23 protein-coding genes are annotated in these 25,898 nt (G+C 66.1%); 22 read left to right on the forward strand and 1 reads right to left on the reverse strand.

The window, feature by feature from the left end:
• Positions 1 to 40 precede the first annotated feature (40 nt).
• The 19 genes from AC1RNQ_RS19315 to AC1RNQ_RS19405 all read left to right on the forward strand — a co-directional run bounded on the left by AC1RNQ_RS19315 (position 41) and on the right by AC1RNQ_RS19405 (position 20,753).
• The gene (locus AC1RNQ_RS19315) at positions 41 to 796 is read left to right on the forward strand and encodes a DUF4198 domain-containing protein (protein ID WP_493173777.1); all 756 of its coding nucleotides are present in this window, start codon (positions 41 to 43) and stop codon (positions 794 to 796) included.
• Positions 797 to 826: 30 nt separating this feature from the next.
• Positions 827 to 1,207 (forward strand): hypothetical protein, encoded by a 381-nt coding sequence (locus tag AC1RNQ_RS19320; RefSeq protein ID WP_493173779.1) that lies wholly within the window; start codon positions 827 to 829, stop codon positions 1,205 to 1,207.
• Positions 1,208 to 1,215: 8 nt separating this feature from the next.
• Entirely contained in the window at positions 1,216 to 1,944 is a 729-nt protein-coding gene (locus AC1RNQ_RS19325) for a HupE/UreJ family protein (protein WP_493173781.1), read from the forward strand.
• A gap of 1 nt (position 1,945) precedes the next feature.
• A complete protein-coding gene (locus tag AC1RNQ_RS19330) occupies positions 1,946 to 2,551 on the forward strand; it encodes a hypothetical protein (protein ID WP_493173783.1) in 606 nt (201 codons plus the stop codon).
• A gap of 34 nt (positions 2,552 to 2,585) precedes the next feature.
• Positions 2,586 to 3,800 carry an acetyltransferase domain-containing protein gene (locus AC1RNQ_RS19335; RefSeq protein WP_493173785.1) on the forward strand — a complete coding sequence of 405 codons (1,215 nt, stop codon included), beginning with the start codon at positions 2,586 to 2,588 and terminating at the stop codon, positions 3,798 to 3,800.
• Positions 3,801 to 4,114: 314 nt separating this feature from the next.
• Positions 4,115 to 6,271, forward strand: a complete 2,157-nt coding sequence (locus AC1RNQ_RS19340) for a TonB-dependent siderophore receptor (RefSeq protein ID WP_493173787.1) — start codon at positions 4,115 to 4,117, stop codon at positions 6,269 to 6,271.
• Between the two features lie 65 nt (positions 6,272 to 6,336).
• Positions 6,337 to 7,377: a PepSY-associated TM helix domain-containing protein gene (locus tag AC1RNQ_RS19345; RefSeq protein WP_493173789.1), complete on the forward strand. Its 1,041-nt coding sequence runs from the start codon at positions 6,337 to 6,339 to the stop codon at positions 7,375 to 7,377.
• Positions 7,377 to 8,303 carry a 2-hydroxyacid dehydrogenase gene (locus AC1RNQ_RS19350; protein WP_493173791.1) on the forward strand — a complete coding sequence of 309 codons (927 nt, stop codon included), beginning with the start codon at positions 7,377 to 7,379 and terminating at the stop codon, positions 8,301 to 8,303. The genes AC1RNQ_RS19345 and AC1RNQ_RS19350 overlap by 1 nt, the downstream gene beginning before the upstream one ends.
• A gap of 128 nt (positions 8,304 to 8,431) precedes the next feature.
• Positions 8,432 to 9,820: an aspartate ammonia-lyase gene (locus tag AC1RNQ_RS19355; RefSeq protein ID WP_493173794.1), complete on the forward strand. Its 1,389-nt coding sequence runs from the start codon at positions 8,432 to 8,434 to the stop codon at positions 9,818 to 9,820.
• 3 nt (positions 9,821 to 9,823) lie between these two features.
• Positions 9,824 to 10,540, forward strand: coding sequence for a cupin domain-containing protein (locus tag AC1RNQ_RS19360; RefSeq protein WP_493173796.1), 717 nt, complete (start codon positions 9,824 to 9,826; stop codon positions 10,538 to 10,540).
• A gap of 274 nt (positions 10,541 to 10,814) precedes the next feature.
• A complete protein-coding gene (locus AC1RNQ_RS19365) occupies positions 10,815 to 11,495 on the forward strand; it encodes a haloacid dehalogenase type II (RefSeq protein WP_493173798.1) in 681 nt (226 codons plus the stop codon).
• 4 nt (positions 11,496 to 11,499) lie between these two features.
• Positions 11,500 to 12,783, forward strand: a complete 1,284-nt coding sequence (locus AC1RNQ_RS19370; protein ID WP_493173800.1) for an NAD(P)/FAD-dependent oxidoreductase — start codon at positions 11,500 to 11,502, stop codon at positions 12,781 to 12,783.
• Positions 12,784 to 12,839: 56 nt separating this feature from the next.
• Positions 12,840 to 14,315 carry an ABC transporter substrate-binding protein gene (locus AC1RNQ_RS19375; RefSeq protein WP_493173950.1) on the forward strand — a complete coding sequence of 492 codons (1,476 nt, stop codon included), beginning with the start codon at positions 12,840 to 12,842 and terminating at the stop codon, positions 14,313 to 14,315.
• Positions 14,300 to 15,298 carry an ABC transporter permease gene (locus AC1RNQ_RS19380; RefSeq protein ID WP_493173952.1) on the forward strand — a complete coding sequence of 333 codons (999 nt, stop codon included), beginning with the start codon at positions 14,300 to 14,302 and terminating at the stop codon, positions 15,296 to 15,298. The genes AC1RNQ_RS19375 and AC1RNQ_RS19380 overlap by 16 nt, the downstream gene beginning before the upstream one ends.
• Entirely contained in the window at positions 15,295 to 16,119 is an 825-nt protein-coding gene (locus AC1RNQ_RS19385; protein ID WP_493173802.1) for an ABC transporter permease, read from the forward strand. The genes AC1RNQ_RS19380 and AC1RNQ_RS19385 overlap by 4 nt, the downstream gene beginning before the upstream one ends.
• Complete coding sequence (locus AC1RNQ_RS19390) at positions 16,116 to 17,930, forward strand: ABC transporter ATP-binding protein (protein WP_493173804.1); 1,815 nt, start codon at positions 16,116 to 16,118, stop codon at positions 17,928 to 17,930. Before AC1RNQ_RS19385 ends, AC1RNQ_RS19390 begins: the two co-directional genes overlap by 4 nt.
• The gene (locus tag AC1RNQ_RS19395; protein ID WP_493173806.1) at positions 17,927 to 18,235 is read left to right on the forward strand and encodes a (2Fe-2S)-binding protein; all 309 of its coding nucleotides are present in this window, start codon (positions 17,927 to 17,929) and stop codon (positions 18,233 to 18,235) included. Before AC1RNQ_RS19390 ends, AC1RNQ_RS19395 begins: the two co-directional genes overlap by 4 nt.
• Positions 18,217 to 19,593: an FAD/NAD(P)-dependent oxidoreductase gene (locus AC1RNQ_RS19400; RefSeq protein WP_493173808.1), complete on the forward strand. Its 1,377-nt coding sequence runs from the start codon at positions 18,217 to 18,219 to the stop codon at positions 19,591 to 19,593. The genes AC1RNQ_RS19395 and AC1RNQ_RS19400 overlap by 19 nt, the downstream gene beginning before the upstream one ends.
• The gene (locus AC1RNQ_RS19405; RefSeq protein ID WP_493173810.1) at positions 19,590 to 20,753 is read left to right on the forward strand and encodes an NAD(P)/FAD-dependent oxidoreductase; all 1,164 of its coding nucleotides are present in this window, start codon (positions 19,590 to 19,592) and stop codon (positions 20,751 to 20,753) included. The genes AC1RNQ_RS19400 and AC1RNQ_RS19405 overlap by 4 nt, the downstream gene beginning before the upstream one ends.
• Here AC1RNQ_RS19405 and AC1RNQ_RS19410 read toward each other — a convergent pair.
• Positions 20,740 to 22,212: an aldehyde dehydrogenase family protein gene (locus AC1RNQ_RS19410; protein WP_493173812.1), complete on the reverse strand. Its 1,473-nt coding sequence runs from the start codon at positions 22,210 to 22,212 to the stop codon at positions 20,740 to 20,742. The genes AC1RNQ_RS19405 and AC1RNQ_RS19410 overlap by 14 nt on opposite strands.
• Before the next feature lie 215 nt (positions 22,213 to 22,427).
• Here AC1RNQ_RS19410 and AC1RNQ_RS19415 point away from each other — a divergent pair, with 215 nt between their 5' ends.
• The 3 genes from AC1RNQ_RS19415 to AC1RNQ_RS19425 are packed head-to-tail and all read left to right on the forward strand — an operon-like array spanning position 22,428 to position 25,826.
• Positions 22,428 to 23,282: a GNAT family N-acetyltransferase gene (locus AC1RNQ_RS19415; RefSeq protein WP_493173814.1), complete on the forward strand. Its 855-nt coding sequence runs from the start codon at positions 22,428 to 22,430 to the stop codon at positions 23,280 to 23,282.
• Complete coding sequence (locus AC1RNQ_RS19420) at positions 23,279 to 24,739, forward strand: NAD-dependent succinate-semialdehyde dehydrogenase (RefSeq protein WP_493173815.1); 1,461 nt, start codon at positions 23,279 to 23,281, stop codon at positions 24,737 to 24,739. Before AC1RNQ_RS19415 ends, AC1RNQ_RS19420 begins: the two co-directional genes overlap by 4 nt.
• A 10-nt stretch (positions 24,740 to 24,749) precedes the next feature.
• Positions 24,750 to 25,826, forward strand: coding sequence for a tartrate dehydrogenase (locus AC1RNQ_RS19425; protein ID WP_493173817.1), 1,077 nt, complete (start codon positions 24,750 to 24,752; stop codon positions 25,824 to 25,826).
• Positions 25,827 to 25,898: the final 72 nt, after the last annotated feature.

The following is a 25,898-nucleotide window of genomic DNA, read 5'->3' on the forward strand; positions in this document are numbered from 1 at the left end:
TGCGATCGATCCGCGATCCAACCCGCAAGGAGGGAACCCCATGAAACGCTCTTGCCGCATGTTTGCCACGGGATTGTCTGTTGCCCTTGTCGGGTCAGGTCTCGCGATATCGGTCGATGCCAGTGCCCACGGCATCTGGTTCGCGCAGCGCGCGCGCCAGATCGCTCTAATCTATGGTGTCGGCGCCGACGACCTCGACGCAGTGAAGCGGCTGCCGCTGATCCAGTCGACGACCGGTTATGACGCTGACTGGGCACCGGTCGAGACGCGGCTGCGCGTCGCGGGCCCCATCCCCGTGGTCGACAGCGACGAGCCTGTCGCGGCGGTCGCGGCATCGATGGATTATGGCCTGTGGAGCAAGACGCCCGATGGCGAATGGCATAACAAGGGCCGCGACGAGGTGCCGACCGCCACATTGGCCGAGCATAACTGGAAATATGCCGTCCATCTCGAAAAGATGCCAACGAAGCAGGTGCCGCTGCTCGCCGGACACACGCTGCAGCTGGTGCCGGTTGGCATCGCGATTCCGCAAACGAAGGGCGAGGCGATCACGGTGCGCGCCTATTATATGGGCAAGCCCATCGAAGGCGCGAGCATCCTGTCCGATTATGTGAACGACCCGGACGAGGCGGCGGTCAAGACCGCCGCCGATGGCACCGCGACCATCAAGATACGCAATCAGGGCCTCAACGTGCTGATGGCGATCTATGTCGGTCCCAGCAACGACAAGGCAAAGGCCGATCATTCCGAATATCGCGCCTCGCTTTCCTTCGTTCTGCCGCATGCACCCGAATGATCCCGCGCTTCAACCAGAAGGATGCCGTTCATGAAATTTGACCTTTTGCGCACCGGCCTTGCCGCACTTGCCCTGATCGCCGCTCCCGCCATCGTCCAGGCGCACGGAAGCATGAAACCCAAACATGGCGGGCTGGTCCAAATGTCCGGCGAGACCATGATCGAACTGGCGACGACCTCCAAGGGCGTCGATATCTACCTCAGCGAAGAGGACAAACCGACCCCGACCGCGGGTTTCACGGCCAAGCTGGCCCAGACGGCCGCCGGCAAGCGGACCGAAACCGCGCTCAAGCCGTCGGGCGGCAACAAATTGTCCGCACCGGGTTTCAAGCCGGCGCGCGGCGCGAAGCTGGTCGTCGCCATCGTCGACAAGAGCGGCGCCAAAATCTTCGCAACCTTCCAGACCAAATAGGGATGGCGATGCCCAAGGCGCTTTCTTCCGCATTTTTCGGTTCCCGGCTGCGGCAGGTCGCACCGCCGCTTGCCGGGCTGGCTTTCCTGCTGACGAGCGCGACGCTTTGGGCGCATGGCGTCAACGAGAATGACCAAGCCTTCATCGAAGGCGCGTCGGGCGTCAACATCATCCCCTATATGTATCTGGGCGCCAAGCACATGGTCACGGGTTACGATCATTTGCTGTTCCTGGCAGGCGTGATCTTCTTCCTTTATCGGATGAAGGACGTCGCCGCCTATGTGACGCTCTTTGCGATCGGCCACAGCACGACGCTGCTTCTGGGCGTTCTGCTCGACATTCGCGCCGATCCGTTCATCATCGACGCGATCATCGGCCTGTCGGTGGTCTACAAAGCCATCGACAATCTCGACGGCTTTCGCACTTGGCTCGGCGTTGCTCCCAATCCCAAGGCGGCGGTATTGTTCTTCGGATTCTTTCACGGCTTTGGCCTCGCCACCAAACTGCAGGACCTGACGCTCGCCAAGGATGGGCTCGTCCCCAACCTCATAAGCTTCAACGTCGGGGTCGAACTAGGCCAGCTCATGGCGCTGACCCTTATCCTGATCGCGATGAACCTATGGCGGATGAGCGACAGCTTTCGCCGCAGCGCGCTTGTCGCCAATACCGCGCTGATGGCGGCCGGTTTCGTTCTGATCGGTTACCAGTTGACCGGCTATTTCACCAAAGGCGCCTGACATGAACACGCAAAGTCTTTCCGCACTTCCGACCGGAATCAAGCCGTCGCCGGCGACGCTCGCCAAGGCGACGGGGGGCGCCGTGATCGCCGCTGCGGCGATCCTGACCTTGTTCGTGCTGCCGGCCGAATATGGCATCGATCCGACCGGTGTCGGCACATCGATGGGCCTCAACGGCATGCTGACCAGCAAGGCCGAGGCCATGCCCGTCGCCAAAGCAGCTCCGACCGGTGGCGCGATACCGACGAAGGCCAGCATCTCGAAGTCCGCCCCCTGGCGTCAGGACGAAATGACGATCACGCTCGAACCGCACAGCGGCCAGGAAGTGAAGGCGCATATGACCAAGGGCGACAGCTTCATCTTCCGGTGGTCGTCGGCCGGCGGCCCGGTGAAAGCCGAGATGCACGGCGAGAAGGTCGATGCCGCCGAGGGCGAATTCACCGACTATTGGAATGAACTGGAACTGACCGGCGGCCAGGGCGATTTCACCGCGCCGTTCGACGGCACGCATGGCTGGTATTTCCGCAACAAGGGCGACACGCCCGTCACCGTCTCGGTCAAGACGGTCGGCTTTTACAAGGACCTCTTCCAGCCAAAAGGCGAATGAGGACGACTATAATGATCGGGACGGAGGACGAACGATGAGCAGTACGGCATATCAGGCCCCAGTCGGCGGGCTCGGAGCCGCGACTTCCGCCATCGAGGCGGCAAAGGTCCGTACGCGCCTGGTCGCGATCGACGCATTGCGCGGGCTGGTGATGCTGTTCATGCTGGTCGATCACGTCCGCGAGACCTTTTTCCTGCATTTGCAGGTGTCCGACCCGGTCGATGCCAACACAACCGATCCGGGTCTGTTCTTCACCCGCCTGCTGTCCACCTTCTGCGCCCCGACCTTCGTCGCGCTGACGGGCCTGTCGGCGTGGCTCTACGGCCAGTCGCACACCAAAGCGGAGGTGTCCGAATTCCTGCTGAAACGCGGCCTGTTCCTGCTCTTCCTCGAACTGACGGTGGTCGGCTTCGCCTGGCCGACCCAGCCGCTGATCTTTCCGCCGCCGAATTTCTGGCTGCAGGTGATCTGGGCGATCGGCGTCAGCATGATCGCGCTCGCCGCGCTGATCCACCTGCCCCGCGTCGCCCAGTTTGCCGTCGGCCTCGCGATCGTCTGCCTGCACAATCTGCTCGACCCGATCCAGCTGACGCCCGAATCGCCCTGGTACACCGCGTGGGCGATGATCCATCAGCGCGCGGTGATCGATATCGGCGGCGGCATGATCGCGAAGACAACCTATCCGGTGCTGCCGTGGATCGGCGTCATCCTGCTCGGCTATGCCTGCGGCCCGTGGTTCGCCAGGGGCAGCGACCCGGCGCGCCGCATCCGGCGCCTCGTTATCGTCGGCGCCGCGCTGATTGTCGGGTTCGTCGCGATCCGTTACCTGAATTTCTACGGCGACAAGCCCTGGTTCGACGCCGAAACCCCGCTGCGCACGGTGATGAGCTTCCTGTCGCTCACCAAATATCCGCCGTCGCTGCTGTTCCTGATGCCGACCGTCGGCACCGGCTGCCTGTTGCTCGCTCTGTTCGAAACTTACGAGGACAGCCACGTGATGCCGGCGCTGGCGCTGTTCGGCGGCGCGCCCATGTTCTTCTACATCGTCCACCTCTATGTGCTGAAGGGCGTCTATAATGTCGCATTGCACCTTTACGGCCCAACCAAGGGCGCGGTGTTCGGTGTCGACAATCTGTCGACGGTGTGGATCTGGGTCGCGATCCTGATCCCGGTCCTCTACTTCCCGACCCGCTGGTTCGCGCGGCTCAAGCAAAGCCGCCGCGACATCTGGTGGCTCAAATATCTCTGATCTTCAGCGGCGCCCTGCGGTTGAAGTCCACTGGCGGGGTCGGACCGATGGTCCGGCCCCTTCTTTCTTGGCGCCGCATCCGGACCGCCCGCGCCGCCCGGCGGCATATTTCGTGGCTGTCATCACATTTTCACAATAATCAGCCGAGCGGCTTGCCCGCTTCGACGCAAGATTCCTTCGCCGACGCGTAGCCTCGGCAATCAAAGGTGAGCGAGACGGGTCGATTTCGGAACTTTCTTTCCGGCACAAAACACCGTCATGACATCGCCGATCATTCGCAGGGCCCGGAACGACGCGAGTTTAGGGGAAGTAAAATGAAGAGTCTGTCTGCGTTTCGCATCATATTGGCCACCGGCGTAGCGCTGACCGCGCTTCCTGCGACGGGCTGGGCCCAGGATACCGCCGCCTCCGACGCCGCGCCCGGCGATACCATCGTCGTTTCCGGCCAGCGCCAGCAATATCGCGGCGACGTCCCGCTCAAGGAAATTCCGCAAAGCATCCAGGTCATCGGGTCCGAGTTAATGACCGAGCTTAACGTCACGCGCCTCGATTCCGCGCTTGAACTTGCGAGCGGCGTATCGCGCCAGAATAATTTCGGCGGCCTGTGGGACGCTTTTGCCGTGCGCGGCTTCGCGGGCGACGAGAATTTTCCGAGTGGTTTCCTCGTCAACGGGTTTAATGGCGGCCGCGGTTACGGCGGCCCGCGCGATGCGTCGAACATCGAGCGTATCGAAATACTGAAAGGCCCGAACGGCGCGGTTTTTGGCCGCGGCGAGCCCGGCGGCACGGTGAATATCATCACCAAGAAAGCGACCGTGAAGGACACGTTCGGCAGCGCATCGGCGTCTTACGGCAGCTATGATACCTATCGCATCGAGGCCGACGCCAATCTCGCGCTGAACGAGAATATCGCGGTGCGGGTCAATGGCGCCTATCAGGAAGGCGACAGCTTCCGCGACACGCTGCATAGCAAGAAACTCGTCCTCTCGCCGTCGGTATTGTTCAAGCTGACCGACCGGACCAGCCTCACCTACGAACTCGAATATGTGGACCAGGAGGTTCCGTTCGATCGCGGCGTCGTCGCCGTGAACGGGCAGCTTGGCCTCATCCCGCGCTCGCGGTTTCTGGGCGAGCCCGGCGATGGCCCGACGAAGGTCAAGGTGGTCGGCCATCAGGCCCAGTTCGAGCAGGATCTGGGCGGTAACGACTGGGTGCTCATCGCGGGCTTCGGCTATCGCGACACGAGCTTCAAGGGCTTTTCGAGCGATGCCGAACTCGCGCTCGGCCGCCAGATTCTGGACAATGACGGCACCAACCTGTCCCGCCAGCGCCGCTTGCGCGACTATCAGACCACCAACACCGTGCTGCGGGCGGAAATTTCAGGCGAAGTCCATCTGGGCAGCCTCGTCAACCATGTGCTGGTCGGTGCCGACTGGGACCGGTTCAAGATCGACACGCTTCAGCTGCGCTATCGTCCGCCGGTCTATGTCGCGGGCAGCCCGGTCACGCCCGCCAACAATGCCGTCAACATCTTCAACCCGGTTTACGGGCAGTTGCCCGTCCCCACCGCGACCGTCCAGAATATGGTCGAACTGCAGAAATCCTATGGCATCTATTTCCAGGACCAGATGGACCTGACCGACCGGTTGAAACTTCGCTTTGGCGGACGTTTCGACCATTTCCGTCAGCAGATCACCAATCGCGCCGGCGCCTCGCCGACGCCGGCGGTCAAGGAACGTTTCAGCCCCACGGCGGGCATCCTCTATGAGGTCACCGACACGGTCGGCGTCTATGCCGGCTATGGCACGGGTTTTCGCCCCAACAGCGGCCTCGATGCCGCCGGCAACCCCTTCCGTCCCGAGACGAGTCAATCTTACGAGATTGGCGTTCGCTATACGTCGCCCGGCGAAGGCATCACGGCAACCGTGGCCGCCTATTCGATGAAAAAGACCAATATCCTGACCGCCGATCCGACCAATGCCGGCTTCAGCATCGCGGGCGGCAAGGCGCGCAGCCGGGGGCTGGAAGCCGATGTCAACGCGAACCTGCCGGGCGACTTCACGGTTCTTGCGACCTATTCCTATACCGACGCCCAATGGACAAGTTCGTCGCTCGATCCGAATTTCGCGGCGCTGATCCGCGCCGGCGATCCGCTGATCAACATCCCGAAGCATCAGGCGAGTCTGCTCGCGACCAAGAGCTTCGAGCTGGGCAGTGCGGGCAAGCTGACGATCGGCGCCGGTCTCAACTACACCGGCCGCCGCCTCGGCGAGACGGCGAGCAGTTTCTACCTGCCCGGCTATACGCTCGCGAGGGCGCTGGTCAGCTATGAACCGAGCGAGAATATCCGGATCGGGGTCGATGTGACCAACCTGTTCGACAAGACCTATTATGCGAGTTCCTATTCGCAGTTCTGGGTCCAGCCGGGCACGCCGCGCACCGTCACCGGCCGTGTGACCTTTTCCTTCTGATCCGGACAGGCTTCGGATCGCGCGTGCCCCCGTTCCGGCGCGATCCGAAGCCGACTTTTCGTCCGATGATCTCCCGGCCCAGCCTGCTGATCTTCCATCGCCGACTGGCGCTGGTTGCGGCGCCGCTCCTCCTGCTACAGGCGATGACGGGATCCGTCCTGCTGTTCCGTACAGAAATCGCGCGCCTGATCGACCCGCGCGCGATGGCGCGGACCGGCCCGGCTCGCGATGTGGCGGTCTCGGCAATGACGGCGCGGGCGGAAGCTGCCCTGCCCGGCTTTCGCATCGCCCGCCTCCATTTGCCGGCGACGCCGCGCGACACCGCCTTTGCCCAGCTCGCCGACCCCCAAGGGGCGCTCCGTTACGCCGCGATTGACCCCGGTAACGGCCGTCTGCTGGCCGCGGGAACGATATGGCGCTTCCCGGTCGAAGCCGCATTGCAGCTTCATTACAGGCTGATGGACGCCAAGGCGGGCATGGCGGTGATCCTCGCCAATGCGCTGGCGCTGATTTTCCTGGCGGCGACCGGAACCGCCTTTTGGTGGCCGGGCCGCAAGCGAGCGGCAAAGTCGCTCGCCATCCGCACCGGCGCGCCGCCGCGTGCCCGCCTGCGCCAATGGCATCGCAGCACCGGGGTCTTGCTGTCATTGCCGATCCTGTTCAGCGCGACAACCGGCGCGCTGCTGATCATCCCCGACCTCGCCGAACCAGCCGGAGCAGCGTCGATCGCCATGCCAGCGCCCGGCGCGGCCGCGATCGACCGGGCCGTGGCGCGCGCCGCTGCCGCCTTTCCGGGCGAACGGCTGCGCGACGTTCGCTTTCCGCAGGCCGATCGCATCGACGTCAATTTCTTCGCGCCGCGTCAGGGTCCGCGCGCCGTCGATGTCGCATCGGTGTCCTTGTCGGATGGACAATTGCTCAAACGGATTCCGGCGACCGAAAACCCGGCGCTCTGGATGACGATCCTACCCCTTCACGCGGGCGACAGCTTTGGCATCGGGGGACGAATCCTACTCCTCGTCGAAGCCATCGCCCTGATTTTTCTGGCCTGTTCGGGGCCGCTGATGTGGTGGCACGCGCGGCGCCCCAAGCGAAGGAAGCCATGATGAACCTTCTCCACCACGGCGACGAAACGCGTGGGATATTTTGGCGCGACACCGTCTCGCGAGCCTTGCCTCAGGTCGATTTCCGCTGCTGGCCCGACGTCGGAAACCCGGCCGACATCGAACATCTAGTGGCCTGGACCGTGCCCGGCGCACTGATCACGAGCCTGCCCAACCTGAAAACCCTGTTCAGCATCGGCGCCGGCGTCGATCAGCTCGATCTCGACCGGTTGCCGCCGAATCTCCGCATCGTCCGGATGATCGAGCCGGGAATCACCGACACGATGGCCGACTATGTCGCGATGGCCGTCCTCGCGCTGCACCGCGACCTGCCTTTCCACATCGCCGGGCAGCGCGCCGGGCGCTGGAGCTGGCGCGATGTCCCGCCGGCACGCGAACGCCGCGTCGGGGTGATGGGCCTCGGCGAACTCGGCCGCGCGGCGCTGGCGGCGCTCGCACCGCACGGATTCCAGCTGGCGGGATGGAGCCGGTCGCCGCGGACGATCGACGGCGTCGATTGTTTCGCCGGTGACACGGGCCTCGCGCCCTTTCTCGCGCATAGCGAAATCCTCGTCTGCCTGTTGCCGCTGACCGATGACACGCGCCATATCCTCAATCGCGTGACCTTCGCCGCGATGCCGCGCGGCGCGCGCCTGGTGAATGCCGCGCGCGGCGGGCATCTGGTGCAAGACGACCTGCTCGAGGCGCTGGACAATGGACGGCTGTCGGCCGCGATCCTCGACGTCACGGATCCCGAGCCCTTGCCTGCCGGCCATCCCTTTTTCTCGCACCCCGCGATCCTGCTGACGCCCCATGTCGCCGGCATCACGCGCACCGACAGCGCCGTCCACGCGCTGATCGACAATCTGCGGCAGATGAGCGCGGGCCTTCCGCTGGCCGGCGAAATCGATCGCCGCCGTGGCTATTGATCGCCGGCACAGCATGCCGAGCCGGCGGCGATCGGTGGAAGCAAGCGTCGCAGTTCTGCCGCGGAATGACAGCACGCCCCGACGCGAGCGTGGCATAACGGCAGGGCAAGAATAGAGGGAGGTCCGGAATGGAAGAAGCTGGCGCGGTCCGCACGGTACGGCTGGAGCGCGATCCGCTTGGCATCGTGCCGGTCGACGCCGGCCGCCTATACGGGCCGCAGACGGAACGCGCGCGCGCCAATTTTCCGCTCACGGGCATCGTCATCAGCGACTTTCCCGAACTCCTCGTCGCGCTTGCGCAGGTCAAGAAGGCGGCTGCACGCGTCAACGGCCGCATCGGCGACCTGCCGGCCGATCTCGCCGATGCGGTAGCCCAGGCCTGCGACGAGATCATCGCCGGGCGGCACCACGATCATTTTCCCGTCGACGCCTGCCAGGGCGGCGCGGGTACATCGACCAACATGAACGCCAACGAAGTGATCGCGAACCGCGCCCTGCAACTTCTCGGCCATGACACGGGCGATTATGCCCGCGTGAACCCCAACGACCATGTCAATCGCAACCAGTCGACCAACGATGCCTATGCCACCGCCGTCCGGCTTGCCGTCTTTGCGCTCAATAGCCGGTTGATGGCGGCGAGCGAACGGCTGGCGGACGCCTTCGGCGAACGGAGCCTGGCGTTCGATGCGGTGCGAAAGCTTGGCCGGACGCAGCTTCAGGATGCCGTGCCGATGACGCTGGGCGAAGAGTTCGGCGCCTATGCGACGACGCTGCGCGAGGATGTCCAGCGTGCGGGCGAAATCGCAGCGCTGTTGCTGGAAGTCAATCTGGGCGGCACCGCGATCGGCACGGGCATCGCCGCAAGCGCCGCCTATCGCGAACAGGTCTGCGCCGAACTGTCTCTGGTCACCGGCTATCCGGTCGTCCAGGCCGCCAATCTGGTCGAAGCGACGTGGGATATGGGCGCCTTCCTGCTCTATAGCGGGATGCTGAAGCGGGTCGCTGCCAAGCTATCCAAGATAGCCAACGATCTTCGCCTGCTGTCGAGCGGTCCCGCCGGCGGCATCGGCGAAATCGCGCTGCCGCGCCGCCAGCCGGGGTCGTCGATCATGCCGGGCAAGGTCAACCCCGTCATCCCGGAGGCGATGAACGCCGCCGCCTTCCGCGTCTTTGGCCTGGACCTTACCGTGACCTTCGCCGCCGAGGGCGGGCAGTTGCAGCTCAATCCGTTCGAGCCCGTGATTTATTGGTCGATCCATGAAGCGGTCAAGCTGCTGGAAAATGCGATGGACATGCTCGCCGACCATTGCGTCGCCGGGATCGAAGCCTGCGCGGAGCGCTGTAATGCCAATTTGCTCCACAGCACCGCGCTCGCCACCGAACTGGTCCCCCGCATCGGTTATGCCCGCGCCGCCGCGGTCGCCGCGCACGCGCAGGAAAGCGGCAGCCTGCTCGCGGCCGTCGAGGCCCTCGAACCCGCGCAGACCGATTTTATTCGCCTCAGAATTACGGAGTAGACCATGACCGTCACCATCGATTGCCCAAGCTTCATCGATCTGCGCGCCTTCGCGGCCGAACCGCACGACGAGGTGGGAGCGGACCCGTTCGGCGAGGACCGCCGCCTCGTCCCCCTGCGCGGCGGCCCGATCGAGGTCGGCTCGATCCATCTGCCCGCCGGAAAGGGCACGGTTCCCGCCGCGGCCGGCGATTGCTGGATGATCCTTGCCGACGGCGCGGTGACCCTTTCCGTCGATGGCGCGGCCCGGGACCATGCACCGGGCGACAGCTGGGTCGTCACGGCCGGGACCGCTTTCGACTGGACGGCGCCCGCCCCCGCGACGATCGTCTTCCTGCGTTACACCAAAGGATCGGACAGCCCGGTCGGGATCGTCCCGATCGACATCGCCGCGGACCTCGCGCCCTCGGGCGCTCCGCTCGCCGACCTGCTGGTCGGCGAGACGCCCGCATGCCGCAATTTCAGCAGCTTCCGCTCGGCCGACGGCGAATTCACCTGCGGCATCTGGGATTCGACTCCCTATCACCGCCGACCAATGCGCTATGTCCATTTCGAGCTCATGTATCTGTTGCAGGGAGAGGTGACGTTCGTCGACGAAAACGGCCGGTCCGGCACCTTTGCACAGGGCGATATCTTCCTGGTCGAACAGGGCGCGAGCTGCAGCTGGGAAAGCCGCAACCATGTCGCCAAAGTCTATGCAATCTTTCGGCCGCTGGCATGATTCCCCAGCCCGCAGCCTCGCAGAGCGGCATTTTATGCTGGCTTGCGAAAATTATCGCCCCGAACATCGGTGGCGCCGCGACGGCGAACCCGGCTAAACATGCGGAAAGGCGTAAGCGAGGGCGCGGCACGCTATGCCGAAACGGGCAAGCGAAACGTGGCGATACGCTTGCGCGGCAAGGCCAATCGGGGACAAGTTCCGACGGTCAGATGGCCATATGGTCGGCAGAGCAGCGGGGCTATGGTGCGGCCGCGCCAGGAGGGTAATCCAAACGATGAGCAATGCCGGTCCCATCTTCACTCCCAAATATATCAGCTTCGACTGTTATGGGACGCTGACCCGTTTTCGCATGTCGGAAATGGCCCGCGAATTTTTCGCCGACCGCATCCCCGCCGAGGCGATGGACGCGATGTGCCGGGATTTCTCCGCCTATCGCCTGGACGAGGTGCTGGGGGCGTGGAAGCCCTATCGGGACGTCATTCGCAATGCGGTGGAGCGGACGGCCAGAAAATATGGCGTCGCCTATCGCGAGGAAGACGCCGATTCCATCTATACGACCGTGCCGACCTGGGGACCGCATCCCGATGTTCCCGGCGGACTGTCGAAGATTTGCGACAAGATTCCGCTCGTCATCCTCTCGAACGCGATGAACGACCAGATCCATCACAATGTCGCGCTGCTTGGCGCCACCTTCCACCGCGTCTATACCGCCGAAAGCGCGCAAGCCTATAAGCCGCGCATGCAGGCGTTCGAATATATGTTCGACCAGCTCGGCTGCGGCCCCGAAGACATGATGCACGTCTCTTCGAGCTTCCGTTACGACCAGAATACGGCGACCGACCTCGGCTTCGGCTGCCGCGTGTTCGTCGGTCGCGGCCATGAACCGTCGAACGCCAATTATCGCGATGTCGAAATCCCGCACATCGGCTGCCTGCCCGCCGTCGTTGGCCTCTGACATCATGCCAGCGCCCGCCCCCTCCTATTGGCAGGCGAGCGCCCCCGATTTCGATGGCGGCCGCACCGATGCCGTGGGCGGTGCGTTCGACGTTGTCGTAATCGGCGGGGGATTTACCGGCCTGTCGGCCGCCCTGGCGCTTGCCCGGTCGGGCGCGCGCGTCGCGCTGCTCGAGGCCGGACGGGTGATCGGCGCGGCCTCGGGGCGCAACGGCGGGCAGTGCAACGCCGGGACCGCGCATGACTTCGGCGCGCTCGCGTCGAGCTTTGGCATCGACCGCGCCCGCGCCTGGTATCTGGCGCATTGCGACGCCGTCGACACAGTCGAACGCATCGCCGCCGACGAACACATCGACTGCGACTTCATCCGCTGCGGCCGCGCCAAACTGGCCGCGAAGCCCGAACATTATCCGAAACTGGAAGCCGCCTACGCCCTGCTGACCAAGGAGGTCGATCCGCATGTCGAACTGGTTCCCCCGGGCCGGATCGGCGACGAAATCGGTGCCAGCGAATTTCACGGCGCGCTGATCCAGACGACGAGCGCGCAGCTGCATCCGGGCCGGTTCGGCATCGGCCTTGCCCATGCCGCCGCGCGCGCCGGCGCGGCGATCTGGGAAAATGCCCCCGTGACACGGCTGCTGAACGGGGCGGGCGGCTGGGCCGTTGACACGCCGCGCGGAACACTCGCGGCGCGGCAGGTGCTGGTCGCGACCGGCGGCGCGAGCCCCTACGCGCCCTTTGGCTGGTTCCGCCGCCGCATCGTGTCGGTCGGCAGCTTTGCCATCGCCACCGAACCGCTCGACGCGGCGCTGGTCGCCCGATTGTTCCCGACCCGCCGCAATTATGTGACGAGCCGGATCATCGGCAATTATTTCCGCCTCACCCCCCACAATCGCCTGATCTTCGGCGGCCGCGCCCGCTTCGCGCTGTCCAACCCGAGCGCCGACCTGAAGGGCGCCCGCGTCCTCGAACGGACGATGCGCCACCTCTTCCCGGCGCTGTCCGATGCGCGGGTCGACCATATCTGGGGCGGCACCGTGGATCTCACCGCGGACCGCCTGCCCCGCGCCGGCGAGCATGACGGGCTCTATTATGCAATGGGATACAGCGGTCATGGCGTCCAGATGGCCACCCATCTGGGCGAACGCATGGCGCGGGTGATGGGCGGCGATGCGGCGGCAAATCCCTTCGCCGACCTCGCCTGGCCCGCCATTCCCGGCCATCTCGGCAAACCCTGGTTCCTGCCGATGGTCGGCGCCTGGTACAAGCTGCAGGACCGCCTCCATTGACCAGCGACCTCTTCACCCGCCGCGGTCTGATCGCCGCCGGCGTCGCGGGGGCCGGGATGCTCGTGCTGCCCGGCCCGCGACCGGCCTTCGCGGCCCCGCGCCGCGGCGGCAGCATCCGCATCGCCACCCAGTCGAGCTCGACCGCCGACACGCTCGATCCCGCAAAGGGCGCGCTGTCGACCGATTATGTCCGTCATTTCATGCTCTACAGCGGGCTGACCAAGACCGGTCCCGATCTGATCCCGCGCCCGTCGCTCGCCGAAAGCATCGAGACGTCCGACCGCATCAACTGGCACCTCCGGCTGCGCCGGGGCGTGCGCTTCCATGACGGCGCCGAACTGACGAGCGCGGACGTCCTCTGGTCGCTGCGCCGCCATTCGGATGCCAAGCTCGGGTCGAAGATGGCGACGATCGCCGAGCAATTCGCCGAGATCCGGGCTGATGGCCGCCATGGCGTCCTGATCCGGCTGACCGGCGCCAATGCCGACCTGCCGGCGATCCTCGCCCAGTCGCATTTCCTGATCGTCCGCAATGGCGCAACGAAACCCGACGGCAACGGCACCGGACCCTATCGGCTCGCCCAGTTCAAACCGGGGGTGCGCACGGTCGTCACGCGTAATCCCGATTATTGGGTGGAGGGGCGTCCCTATCTCGACCGGATCGAGCTGATCTCGATTCCCGACGAGGTCAGCCGGGTGAACGCGCTGCTCGCCGGCGACGTCCAGTTGATCAACGCGGTGAACCCGCGGTCGACGAAGCGCATCGACGCCTCCGCCGGGCATGGCCTGCTCGCAACGCCGTCGTCGCTCTACACCGACCTGATCATGCGGCAGGACCGGCTGCCGACCGGCAATCCCGACTTCGCCGCGGCGATCAAGCATCTGATCGACCGGCCGCTCGTCAAGCGCGCGCTGTTCCGAAACTATGCGACGATCGGCAACGACCAGCCCATCCCGCCCTTTCATCCCTATTATAATCCCGAAGTGTCGCAGACGACGCTCGACCTCGACCGCGCGCGCTGGCATCTGAAGCGCAGCGGACTGACCGGGGTGCGCATTCCCGTCTATGCGACGCCGGCGGCCGAAGGGTCGGTCGACATGGCGTCGATCCTGCAGGAATATGGGGCGCGTGTCGGGCTCGACCTCGCGGTCAACCGGGTTCCCGCGGACGGTTACTGGTCGACGCACTGGATGAAGCATCCGATGGGCTTCGGCAACACCAACCCGCGCCCGACCGCCGACCTGATCTTCAGCCTGTTCTTCAAATCCGACGCCGACTGGAACGAAAGCGGGTGGAAGAACCCGCGCTTCGACCGCCTGCTCGTCGAGGCACGCGGCGAGGCCGACGAAGCGCGGCGCAAAACGCTCTATGGCGAAATGCAGGCGCTGGTCCACGGCCAGTGCGGCGTCGCCATTCCCGTTTTCATCACGTTGATCGATGGTTTCGACCGCCGGCTGAAAGGGCTGCAGCCCGTCGCGCTCGGCGGTTTCATGGCGTATCAGTTCGCCGAATATGCCTGGTGGGACGACTGATGGCTGCGACCACCGCTCCCCGTTCCGCCTTTGCCGGCATCATGCAGCTGGTGCTGCGCCGCACCGGATCGGCGCTGCTGACGCTGTTCCTCGTGTCCGCCGTCATCTTCACGATCAGCGGCCTGCTGCCCGGCGACGCCGCGCAGGAAACGCTCGGCCAAAGCGCGACGCCCGAACAGGTCGCCGCGCTGCGCCATGAAATGGGCCTCGATCGCCCGGCGCTGACCCGCTACGCCGAATGGCTCGGCGGCATCGTCCAGGGCGATCCGGGCCAATCGCTCGTCGCCAATATGCCGGTGCGCGACATCATCGCCGAGCGCCTGCCCAATTCGTTGATGCTGGCGGGCATTACCGCGCTGCTCGCCGTTCCGCTCGCGCTGCTGATCGGCATCGTCTCGGCGGTGAACCGCGGCGGCACGCTCGACCGCTCGCTCAACATCGCGACGCTGTCGATGGTCGCGGTGCCCGAATTTCTGGTCGCGACGATCGGCGTCCTTATCTTTTCGGTGAAACTGCTCTGGCTGCCGTCGATCGCGCTCGTCTCCGACGAGGCGACATGGGGCGAGTTGCTGCGCTCGATCGCGCTGCCCGCGCTGACGCTGACCGTCGTCGTGGTGGCCCAGATGGCGCGCATGACGCGCGCGGCGGTCGCCGACCAGCTCGATCGCCCCTATGTCGAGATGGCGCGCCTGAAAGGCCTGCCCTTTCGCCGCATCGTCCTGTCGCATGTCCTGCCGAACGCGGTCGGCCCGATCGTCAACGCGATGGCGCTGTCGCTATCCTATCTGATGGGCGGCGCGATCATCGTCGAGACGATCTTCAACTTCCCCGGCCTCGCCAGCTTGATGGTCAATGCGGTGACCAGCCGCGACATGCCGCTGCTGCAAGCCTGCGCGATGATCTTCTGCACCGCCTATCTGGCGCTGATGCTGTTTGCCGACATCGTCGCGATCCTCGCCAACCCGAGGCTTCGCGCGCAATGAGACGCTTCGCCGCCTTCGCTAGGTCGCTGTCGCTCTCGGGCCGCATCGGTCTCGGGCTCGTCCTCTTCTGGCTGCTCGCCGCCGTTGCGGGGCCATGGCTCGCGCCTTATTCGGTCGGTGCCTTTGTCGATTATGAGGTTTTCAGCGGGGCGTCGCGGCGGTTCTGGCTCGGCAGCGACTATCTGGGCCGCGATGTGCTGAGCCGCCTGCTGTGGGGCGCGCGCTATACCGTCTTTCTCGCTTTCGGTGCGGCGCTGGCCGCCAGCATGACCGGCACCGCGCTCGCGCTGTTCGCCGCGATCAAGGGCGGCTGGGTCGACGAGCTGCTCGCGCGTGCGATGGATACGCTGATTTCCATTCCGTCGAAGATTTTCGCGCTGGTCCTCGTCGCCGCGTTCGGATCCTCGCTCGGCCTGTTGCTGCTCATTTGCGCGGTCACTTACGTCCCCGGCAATTTCCGCATCGCCCGCGCCCTCGCGATGAACATCGTCGCGCTCGATTTCGTGCAGGTCGCCCGCACCCGCGGCGAAGGGGCCTTTCATATCGCGCTGCGCGAGGTGCTGCCCAACATGATCCACCCCTGGCTCGCCGACCTCGGCCTCCGCTTCATCTTCATCGTCCTGCTTTTGTCGGGGCTCAGCTTCCTCGGCCTCGGTGTCCAGCCGCCCTATGCCGACCTCGGTTCGCTGGTGCGCGAGAATATATCGGGCCTCACCGAAGGTGCGCTGGCCATCGTGATGCCCGCGATCGCCATCGCGACGCTGACCGTCGGGGCGAACCTCGTCATCGATGCGCTGAAACCCGCGGACGACGGCAAGTGAGCGCTACGGCCCCCTCCCCCCATGTCGAGGTCCACGGCCTGCGCATCACGGTGCGCGCACCCGATGGCGGCGAACGCGCGATCGTCGACGATATCAGCTTTTCGGTCCCGCGCGGCGAAGTGCTGGCGCTGATCGGCGAATCGGGGTCCGGCAAGACGACCATCGCGCTGTCGCTGATGGGCTATACGCGCAGCGGCGCCCGGATCGCGGGCGGCCGCATCCGCGTCGGCGATCGGGCGATCGACGCGCTTGGCCCCGCCCAGCTCAATGCACTGCGCGGACGCAGCATGTCCTACATCGCGCAGAGCGCCGCCGCCGCCTTCAACCCGTCGCGCACCATCATGTCGCAGGTCGTCGAGCCCGTCCTCGTGCACCGCCTCGGCACCCGCGCCGAGGCCGAGGCCAAGGCCATCGCGCTGTTCGGGGCGCTGTCGCTGCCCGACCCCGAAATGATCGGCGCACGCTATCCGCACCAGGTGTCGGGCGGCCAGTTGCAGCGGCTGATGGCCGCGATGGCGCTGATCACCGGACCCGAACTGGTGATCCTCGACGAACCCACGACCGCGCTCGACGTGACCACCCAAGTCGAGGTGCTGAAGGCGTTCAAGGCCGCGCTCGCACACAGCAAGGCCACCGCCGTCTATGTCAGCCACGACCTGGCCGTCGTCGCCCAGATGGCCGATCGCATCGCGGTCCTTCAACATGGCAAGCTGTGCGAAGAAGGCGCGGCAGCGCAGATATTGGCCGCACCCACCGACGATTATACGCGCACGCTGCTGGCGGCGGCGCGACCCGCGGCGCGGCCCGTGGCGGCCGTCGACGACGCGCCGATCCTGTCGGTTTCGCATGTCACCGCGGGCTATGGCCGGGTGCGCGGCGAAGTTCCGGCCATCCCGGTGCTGCACGACATCGGCTTCACGCTCGCGCGCGGCGCGACGCTGGGCGTCATCGGCGAATCGGGGTCGGGAAAATCGACGCTCGCGCGTGTCATCGCGGGCCTGTTGCCGCGCGCATCGGGTTCGGTCGCGATCGACGGCGAGGAATTGCCGCCCGGACTGAAGGGCCGCAGCCGCGACCAGTTCCGCCGGGTCCAGCTGGTATTCCAGAACGCCGACACAGCGCTCAATCCGGCGCATAGCGTCGGCGAGATCCTCGCCCGACCGCTGGCGCTGTTCAAGAGGCTGAAGGGCGCGGCGGCGGACGCGCGGGTGGCCGAACTGCTCGACCTGATCCGCCTGCCGCGCGACATCGTGCGGCGCAAGAGTGCGGACCTGTCGGGCGGGCAAAAGCAGCGCGTCAACCTGGCGCGCGCGCTCGCTGCCGAACCCGAATTGCTGCTCTGCGACGAAGTGACCTCGGCGCTCGACACCGTCGTCGGCGCCGCCATTCTCGAACTCATCGACGATCTGCGCCGCGAACTCGGGATCGCGACCATCTTCATCAGTCACGACATCTCGACGGTTCGCGCCTTTTGCGACCAGATACTCGTCCTCTATGGCGGCACCGCCGTCGAGCAGGCCGATCGGGCCGAATTCGCAGCCGGGCCGCACCATCCCTATACCCGCCTGCTGATGGATTCGGTCCCTGCGATGCAGGCAGGCTGGCTGGAAACCCTTCCCCGGCAGGCAAACCCCGCACTCCCCGGCGCCGAGGCGGCTGGGCTCTGCCGCTTCCTGCCGCGCTGCCCGGTCGCCATCGCAGGTTCATGCGACGGCACCGTGCCGCCGCTGCGGGCGCAGGGCGATCACCAATGGCTCTGTCATCACGAGTCCGCGGCCCTGGCTGCCCAGCGCGAAAGGATCGCCCCATGACCGGCCGGTTTCGTCGCCTCGCCGAAACCGGCCGCGCCGACGTGCGGTTCACCGTCGATGGCCACCCGGTCACGGCGCTCGCGGGCGACACGTTGATGGTGGCGATGCTGACGGCCGGATCGGCACTTCGCGACAGCGAATTCGGCGACGGACGGCGCGCGGGCTTCTGCCTGATGGCGGCGTGCCAGGATTGCTGGGTCTGGACGGCCGCCGGCGAGCGGCTGCGTGCCTGCTCGACCGAAGTCAGCGAAGGCCTGTCGCTCCTCACCACCCAGCCGGAGGCGTCATGGCCGAACGTCGGATAATCGTCATCGGCGCCGGGCCGGCCGGGGTGCGCGCGGCGGAAGCGCTGGTCGCGGCCGGCGTCCGGCCGCTCGTCATCGACGAAGGGCGCCGCGACGGCGGCCAGATCTATCGGCGTCAGCCCGTGGGTTTCAAGCGCGGCTATAAGGCGCTCTACGGCACCGAGGCGGCGCGCGCCAAGGCAGTGCACGAGACCTTCGACCGGTTGCGCCCGGCGATCGATTATGAACCCGAAACATTGGTGTGGAATATTTCGGAAGGCGCGGTGTGGACGAACTGCGCCGGCGAAGCGCGGTCCGTGCCCTATGACGCGCTGATCGTGTGTTCAGGTGCGACCGATCGGCTGATCCCGGTCAAGGGCTGGAACCAGGCGGGCTGCTATAGCCTCGGCGGCGCGCAGATCGCGCTCAAGGCGCAGGCGTGCGCGATCGGGCACAAGGTCGCCTTTCTCGGCACCGGGCCCCTCCTCTATCTGGTCGCGCATCAATATGCGAAGGCCGGCGCCGATGTCGCCGCGGTGCTCGACACGTCGCCGCTCGGTGGCCGCCTTGCCGCCGCCGCCAAGCTCGCCGCGCAGCCCGACCTGCTCTGGACGGGCACAAAGCTGACCTTCGACCTCTGGCGCCGCGGCATCCCCGTGCTGACCGGCATCACCCCGACCGAAATTCACGGCGATGCGGGCGAAGGCGTCAGCGGCATCAGTGTGGCAACCCAAGGCGGAAGCATCCGCCGGTTCGACTGCGATGCGGTCGGCATGGGCTGGCACCTCCGCCCCGAAACGCAGATCGCCGATCTGGCCCGCTGCCGCTTCGCCTTCGACACGCCGACCGGCCAATGGCTTCCCGAAACCGACGACGACGGCCGCGCCAGTGCGAAACGCATCTATCTGGCCGGCGACGGCGCCCGGGTTCTCGGCGCGCGGTGTGCCGAAGTGACGGGCGAGTTGGCCGCGCTGGCCGCGCTCGCGGACCTGGGCTTCGCCGACAAAGCGGACCGGCGTCGCGAGCTGGCGGCGCAAAAATCGCGCTATCGCCGCTTCGCCGACGGGCTGGCGCAAGCTTTCCCCTGGCCGCATGCCCTTGCGGCGCGCGTTGCCGACGATACGATCGTCTGCCGCTGCGAAAGCATCACCGCCGCGACGCTACGCGCCAGCGTCCTCGATTCGGGCGCGACGGAGGCCAATCGCGCCAAGGCCTTCAGCCGCGTCGGCATGGGCCGCTGCCAGGGTCGCTATTGCGGCAATGCCGCCGCCGAAATCGTTGCCGCGGCGCGCGGCGAAACGGTCGAGGCCGCGGGGCGGCTGCGCGGCCAGGCGCCGGTCAAGCCGATCGGCATCGGCACGGCAAGGCGCGATTCGTGAGTTCAGCGCCCCTCCACAGCGACGTCGCGATCATCGGCGGCGGCATCATGGGCTGTTCGGCCGCCTTCTTCCTTCGCCAGCGCGGCCTGTCGGTGACGCTTATCGAAACCGACAAGGTCGGGCGCCAGGCGAGCGGCACCAATTTCGGCAATGTCCGCCGTCAGGGCCGGCCGATCTCCCAGCTGCCGCTGGCCAATCGCGCGAGCCGCATCTGGCGCAGCGCGAACGAACTGCTCGGCGCCGATGTCGAATATCTGCAGGGCGGTCACATGCGCGTCTGCTTTCGCGACCGGCACGAAAATGTCGGCGCGATGGAGGATTATGCAGCAAAGGCGCGCGAGGAAGGGCTCGACCTCGAGCTGCTGAGCGCCAATGTGCTGCGCGACCGCTTCCCCTGGCTCGGCCCCGATGTCCTTGCCGGCTCCTATTCGCCGCTTGATGGTCACGCCAACCCGCGCCTCGCCGCCCCTGCCTTCGCCCGCGCCGCGGCTAGGCTGGGCGCGCGCATCGTCGAGGACACAAAGATCGTCGCGGCGAGCAAGCCGGGCGAGGATTTCGAACTGGTGGCCGAGGACGGCCAGGTTTTTCGTGCGCCGATTCTGCTCGTCACCGCCGGCGCCTGGGCGGGTCCGATCGCCGGCTGGTTCGGCGAACCCGTACCGCTGACGCCGCGCGCGCCGACGATGACGGTGACCGAACCCGTCCCCTATGCCATCGCCCCTTCGGTCGGCGTGATGACGCCCGAGGAGATCGAGACCGTCTACTTCCGGCAAGTCGCCCGCGGCAACATCGTCCTCGGCGGCAGCACGCGCGCGCCATCCTATCCCGACGAATATCGTGCCTATGTGATGCCGCAGAATACGTTGACCCAGCTCGAACATATCCGCCGCCTCGCGCCCGGCCTCGCTCCGCTGCAGATCATCCGCGTCTGGTCCGGGATCGAGGGCTATACCGACGACAGCCTGCCGGTCATGGGTCTGAGCGCCAAGGTGTCCGGCTTGTTCCATGCTTTCGGCTTCTCGGGTGCGGGCTTCCAGATCGGGCCCGGCGTCGGCGAAACCATGGCCGAATTGATCGCGACCGGCGCGACCGATATTCCGGTGGCGCCCTATTCGATCGCGCGCTTCGCCGAACAGGGGCCGGCGCCTAGAACTGGATAAGCGCAGTCTTGCTCTTGCAATTGGCTAGATAGGCCTCGCGGCCCAAATCCTTGCCGATACCCGATTCCCCATAGCCGCCGGTCGGCAGGATGAAATCGTCGCTGCGGCCATAGCGATTGACCCATATCGTCCCGGCCTGGAGCGCGCGGGTCGCGCGCAGCGCGCACGCGACGTCGCGAGTATGCACGCCCGCGGCAAGGCCGTAGCGCGTGCCATTGGCGAGCGCGAACGCCTCGTCTTCGTCAGCGAAGGTCTGGACGGTCAGCACCGGCCCGAAAATCTCTCCTTGCACGGCCTCGTCATCTTGGGCGACGCCCGCGAGCAGCGTCGGCGCATAATAGCTTCCCCGCTGCGGCGAAGCGGCGCGGCCACCCCCGGCCAGCGCCTCGGCCCCGCCCGCCAGCGCGCGCGACACGATGCCGTCGATCGTCTCGAGCTGCCGTTCGGACGCGATCGGCCCCATCGTCGTTTCGCTGTTCCAGGTTTCACCGATGCGATGCGCGGCAAAGGCGCGGACAATGCGGTCGATGACGGGCTCGGCGACGCTTTCGTGCACCAGCAGGCGCGAGCCGGCGACGCAGACTTGTCCGGCGTTGAGCGTGATCGCCTTAGCGACAATGGCTCCCGCCTTGTCGAGATCGGCATCGCCAAAGATGATCTGGGGACTTTTGCCGCCGAGTTCGAGCGTGACCGACTTGGGTCCGGTTTCGGCACAGGCCGCCATGATTGCGCGTCCGGTGCGCGTCGAACCGGTGAAGCTGACCTTACCGATGGCATCCGCGCGCACCAGCGCGTCGCCGATATCGCCGCCGCCGCCCTGCACGATGTTGAAGATACCGGCGGGCATCCCCGCTTCGAGCGCCAGTTCGGCGAGACGAACGACGCTGAAGGGCGTCAGTTCCGAAGGCTTGAGGACGACGGCATTTCCTGCCGCCAGCGCCGGCGCAATCTTCCAGGCCGCCATCACCAAGGGCAGGTTCCACGGAGCAATGGCCGCAACGACGCCATAAGGTTCGGTCAATGTGAAGCCGAGTTTGTCAGGCGTCGTTGCCCCGACTTCGCCGCCATGCTTGTCGGTAAACTCGGCAAAGAAGCGGATGCACTCTGCGGTATAGGGAATGTCCCACGCGCGGATTTCGGCGAGCATACGCGTCGAACCCACCGCCTCCAGCGGGGCCAACCAGTCGGCGTCGCGTTCGATCAGATCGGCCCAGCGGCGCAGCAAGCGCATCCGGCCGCGCGGCTCCATCGTGCCCCAGCCGCTGCGCTTCTGCGCCGCGGCGGCATCGGCAACCGCTTCCTCCAACTGGGCGGTATCCGCCGCAAGAAGCAGCGCGAGCGGCTCGCCGTCCGATGGGCGCAGAACCTCGAAAACGCGACCGCGCCCTTCGACCTTGCGGCCGCCGATGAAATTGGCGGCGGAATCGGGACGAAACCGGTTGGCGTCGAATTCGGACATGGCACAGAGTCCTTTGTTGCGGATCACGGCAGCTTATTCGGTGCGCCCGATATTCGCGCCGCGCACAGGCGCGGTCCAACGCGATATTCTTCTATTATCGACTAAAAACCGGCATCCCATGCCAGCGGTCGGCGGTTAGATAAAAATGGGAGGCGGGCGAGCCCCGGACCGAAATGGGCCCGGATGCGTATTTCTTGAAGCAGGAGTATTCCCCGATGGCGACACAATTGGCTGCTTCGCTGGTTCTCCGGCCGATGACGACCGCCGACCTGGAAGCCGCGACCGAGCTTTCGCGCGAGCAGCAGTGGCCGCACCGCGACGAAGATTGGGCGCTATTCCTCAGCCTTGGCGAGGGGCTCGTCGCCGAAGCCGGCGACAAGCTGGTCGGCACCGTCATGGCGTGGCGCTTCGGTGAAACCATGGCGACGATCGGGATGGTGATCGTGAGCTCCGCCGCGCAGGGGCAAGGCATCGGCCGCAAGCTGATGGAGGCGATGATCGAACAACTCGGCGCTCGCACCATCGTGCTTAACGCCACCGAAGAAGGGTTGCCGCTGTACCTCAAGCTCGGTTTCGTCGAAACCGGCCGTATCTATCAGCATCAGGGATCCGCGCCCGACGTTCCGCTCTCCGAATTGCATCCGGGCGAGCGGGTGCGGCCCAAAGGCAAGGCCGACGGCGCGCTTGGCGCGCTCTACAGCAAGGCCGGCGGAATGGACCGGCAGGCCTTGTTCGATGCGCTGGCCGCCGACAGCCGCACCGTCGTCCTGTCGCGCGACCAGCATCCCGTCGGCTTTGCGATGCTGCGCCGTTTCGGTCGCGGCTGGTCGATCGCCCCGGTCGTCGCGCCCGACGCGGCAGGCGCGAAAGCCCTGATCCTTCACTGGCTTGCCGTCAAACAGGGGCGCTTCTGCCGGATCGACATCACGGCCGAAAGCGGCCTCGGCGACTGGCTGGAAGAACTTGGGCTGCCGCGCGTCGGTTCGGTGCGCACGATGGCGCGCGGCCCGGCGCCCGTCGCGGCGCCCTTTCCCGCGGTCTTCGGGCTCGCGGCGCAGGCACTCGGATGACCCTCCTCCTCAACGACCCCAGCCTGCTGCGGCAGGCCGCGCTGGTCGACGGCGCATGGATCGCGGCCGCCGGCCGCGCCAGCCTGACCGTTACCGATCCGGCCACAGGCGCCGCGATCGGCGACATCCCCGACTGCTCGGCCGCCGAAACCGAAGCCGCGATCGCGGCGGCCGAAGCCGCCTGGCCCGAATGGCGCGCGCGCACCGCGGACGAGCGCGGCGCGCTGCTCGAGCGCTGGCATGCGCTGGTCCTCGAGAACCTGGACGACCTCGCGCGGATCATGACCGCGGAACAGGGTAAACCGCTGGCGGAGGCACAGGGTGAAATCCGCTACGCCGCGACCTTCATCAAATGGTTCGCCGAGGAAGGCCGCCGGGTCGGCGCCCGCAATGTCGCCTCGCCCGAACGCGATCGGCGCATCATCATATTGCAGGAACCCGTCGGCGTCAGCGCCGCGATCACGCCGTGGAACTTCCCGGCGGCGATGATCACGCGCAAATGCGCGCCGGCCCTCGCCGCGGGTTGCCCGGTCGTCATCAAGCCGTCCGAACTCACCCCCTTCTCTGCCACCGCCCTCATCGAACTGGCGGTGCGGGCGGGTTTCCCCAAGGGGACGATCAACCTAGTGACCGGCCTGCCGCAGGCGATCGGCGAGACGATTACCGCGAGCCCCGTCGTGCGAAAATTGTCGTTCACCGGATCGACCCGGGTCGGCGCGCTGCTGTTCCGGCAGAGCGCCGATACGATCAAGCGCCTCAGCCTCGAACTCGGCGGCAACGCGCCGCTGATCGTTTTTGACGACGCCGATCTCGACCTTGCGGTGCGCGCGGCGATGGCGAGCAAGTTCCGCAACGCAGGCCAGACCTGCGTCTGCGCCAACCGCATCCTCGTCCAGGCTGCGGTCTACGACGAATTCGCCGCGCGGCTGGGGCAGGCGGTCGCCGCCCTGCACAGCGCGCCGGGGACCGAAGACGGCACGACGATCGGCCCGCTGATCAACGCCGCCGCGGTCGACAAGGTCGCGGCACATGTCGACGATGCGATGGCGAAGGGGGCGAAGGCGCTCGCCGCCGGGTCGGGACGCCGCGACGGAAATTTCGTCCGCCCGCTGCTGATCGGCGATGCGACACCCGACATGCGGCTTGCCGAAGAAGAGACGTTCGGCCCGATCGCGCCACTGTTCCGCTTCGGCGACGAGGCGGAGGCGATCGCGATGGCGAATGCGACGCCCTATGGCCTCGCGAGCTATTTCTATACCCGTGACCTCGCCCGCTCCTTCCGCGTCGCCGAACGGCTCGAAGCCGGGATGGTCGCGCTCAACACGGGATCGATCGCGATGGAAATGGCGCCCTTCGGCGGCGTGAAGCAGTCGGGCATCGGCCGCGAAGGCGGCGAAGCCGGCATCGCAGAATATCTGGAAACCAAGGCCTTCCACATCGGCGGGCTCGATATTTAAGGAGCAGGCCGTGACCGGCAAGCGTCGCTACACGATCGCCGTTCTTCCCGGCGATGGCATCGGCAAGGAAGTCATGCCCGAGGGGATTCGCGCGCTCGAGGCGGCCGCGAGCCGCTTCGGTTTCGAGATCGACCAGCAATGGCATGATTTTGCGAGCTGCGACTATTATGCGCAGCACGGCCAGATGATGCCCGACGACTGGAAGGCGCGCATCGGGCGCCCCGACGCGCTCTTCTTTGGCGCGGTCGGCTGGCCGGCGACGGTGCCCGACCATATTTCGCTGTGGCAGTCGCTGCTGCAGTTCCGCCGCGAATATGACCAATATGTCAATCTGCGCCCGGTGCGGCTGATGCCCGGCGTTCCCTGTCCGCTGGTCGGCCGCGAGCCTGGCGACATCGATTTCTGGGTCGTGCGCGAAAATACCGAAGGCGAATATAGCTCGGTCGGGGGGCATATGTTCCCCGGCACCGACCGCGAAATCGTGATCCAGGAAACGGTGATGACGCGCATCGGGGTCGACCGCGTGCTGCGCTTCGCCTTCGACCTCGCAAGCCAGCGCGAGCGGCGCCATGTCACCTCGGCGACCAAGTCGAACGGCATCGCAATTACCATGCCCTTCTGGGATTCGCGCGTCGAGGCGATCGCCGAAGAATATCCCGATGTCAGCCATGACAAATATCATATCGACATCCTGACCGCGCAGTTCGTGATGAACCCCGATCGCTTCGACGTCGTCGTCGCATCGAACCTGTTCGGCGACATATTGTCCGATCTCGGCCCCGCCTGTACGGGCACGATCGGCGTCGCGCCATCGGGGAATATCAATCCCGACGGCACCCATCCGTCGCTGTTCGAGCCCGTCCATGGCTCTGCCCCCGATATCGCAGGCAAGGGTATCGCCAATCCGGTGGGCCAGATCTGGTCGGCGGCGATGATGCTGGAACATCTGGGCGAAGCCGACGCCGCGGCGGCGATCATGCGCGCGATCGAAGATGTGTTGTCGACCCCCGCGGGCCGGACCGGCGACCTGAAGGGCCGCGCCGACACGGTCGGCTGCGGCAAGGCGGTTGCCGCTGCCATCGGCTAAAGATGGGCGCCAGCATAATATGCCGCGCCCGCTTTGCAAAAGCCGTTCACACGCACCCGATCGGACAATTTC

The organism is Sphingopyxis sp. GW821-FHT12F08 (genome assembly GCF_058806755.1).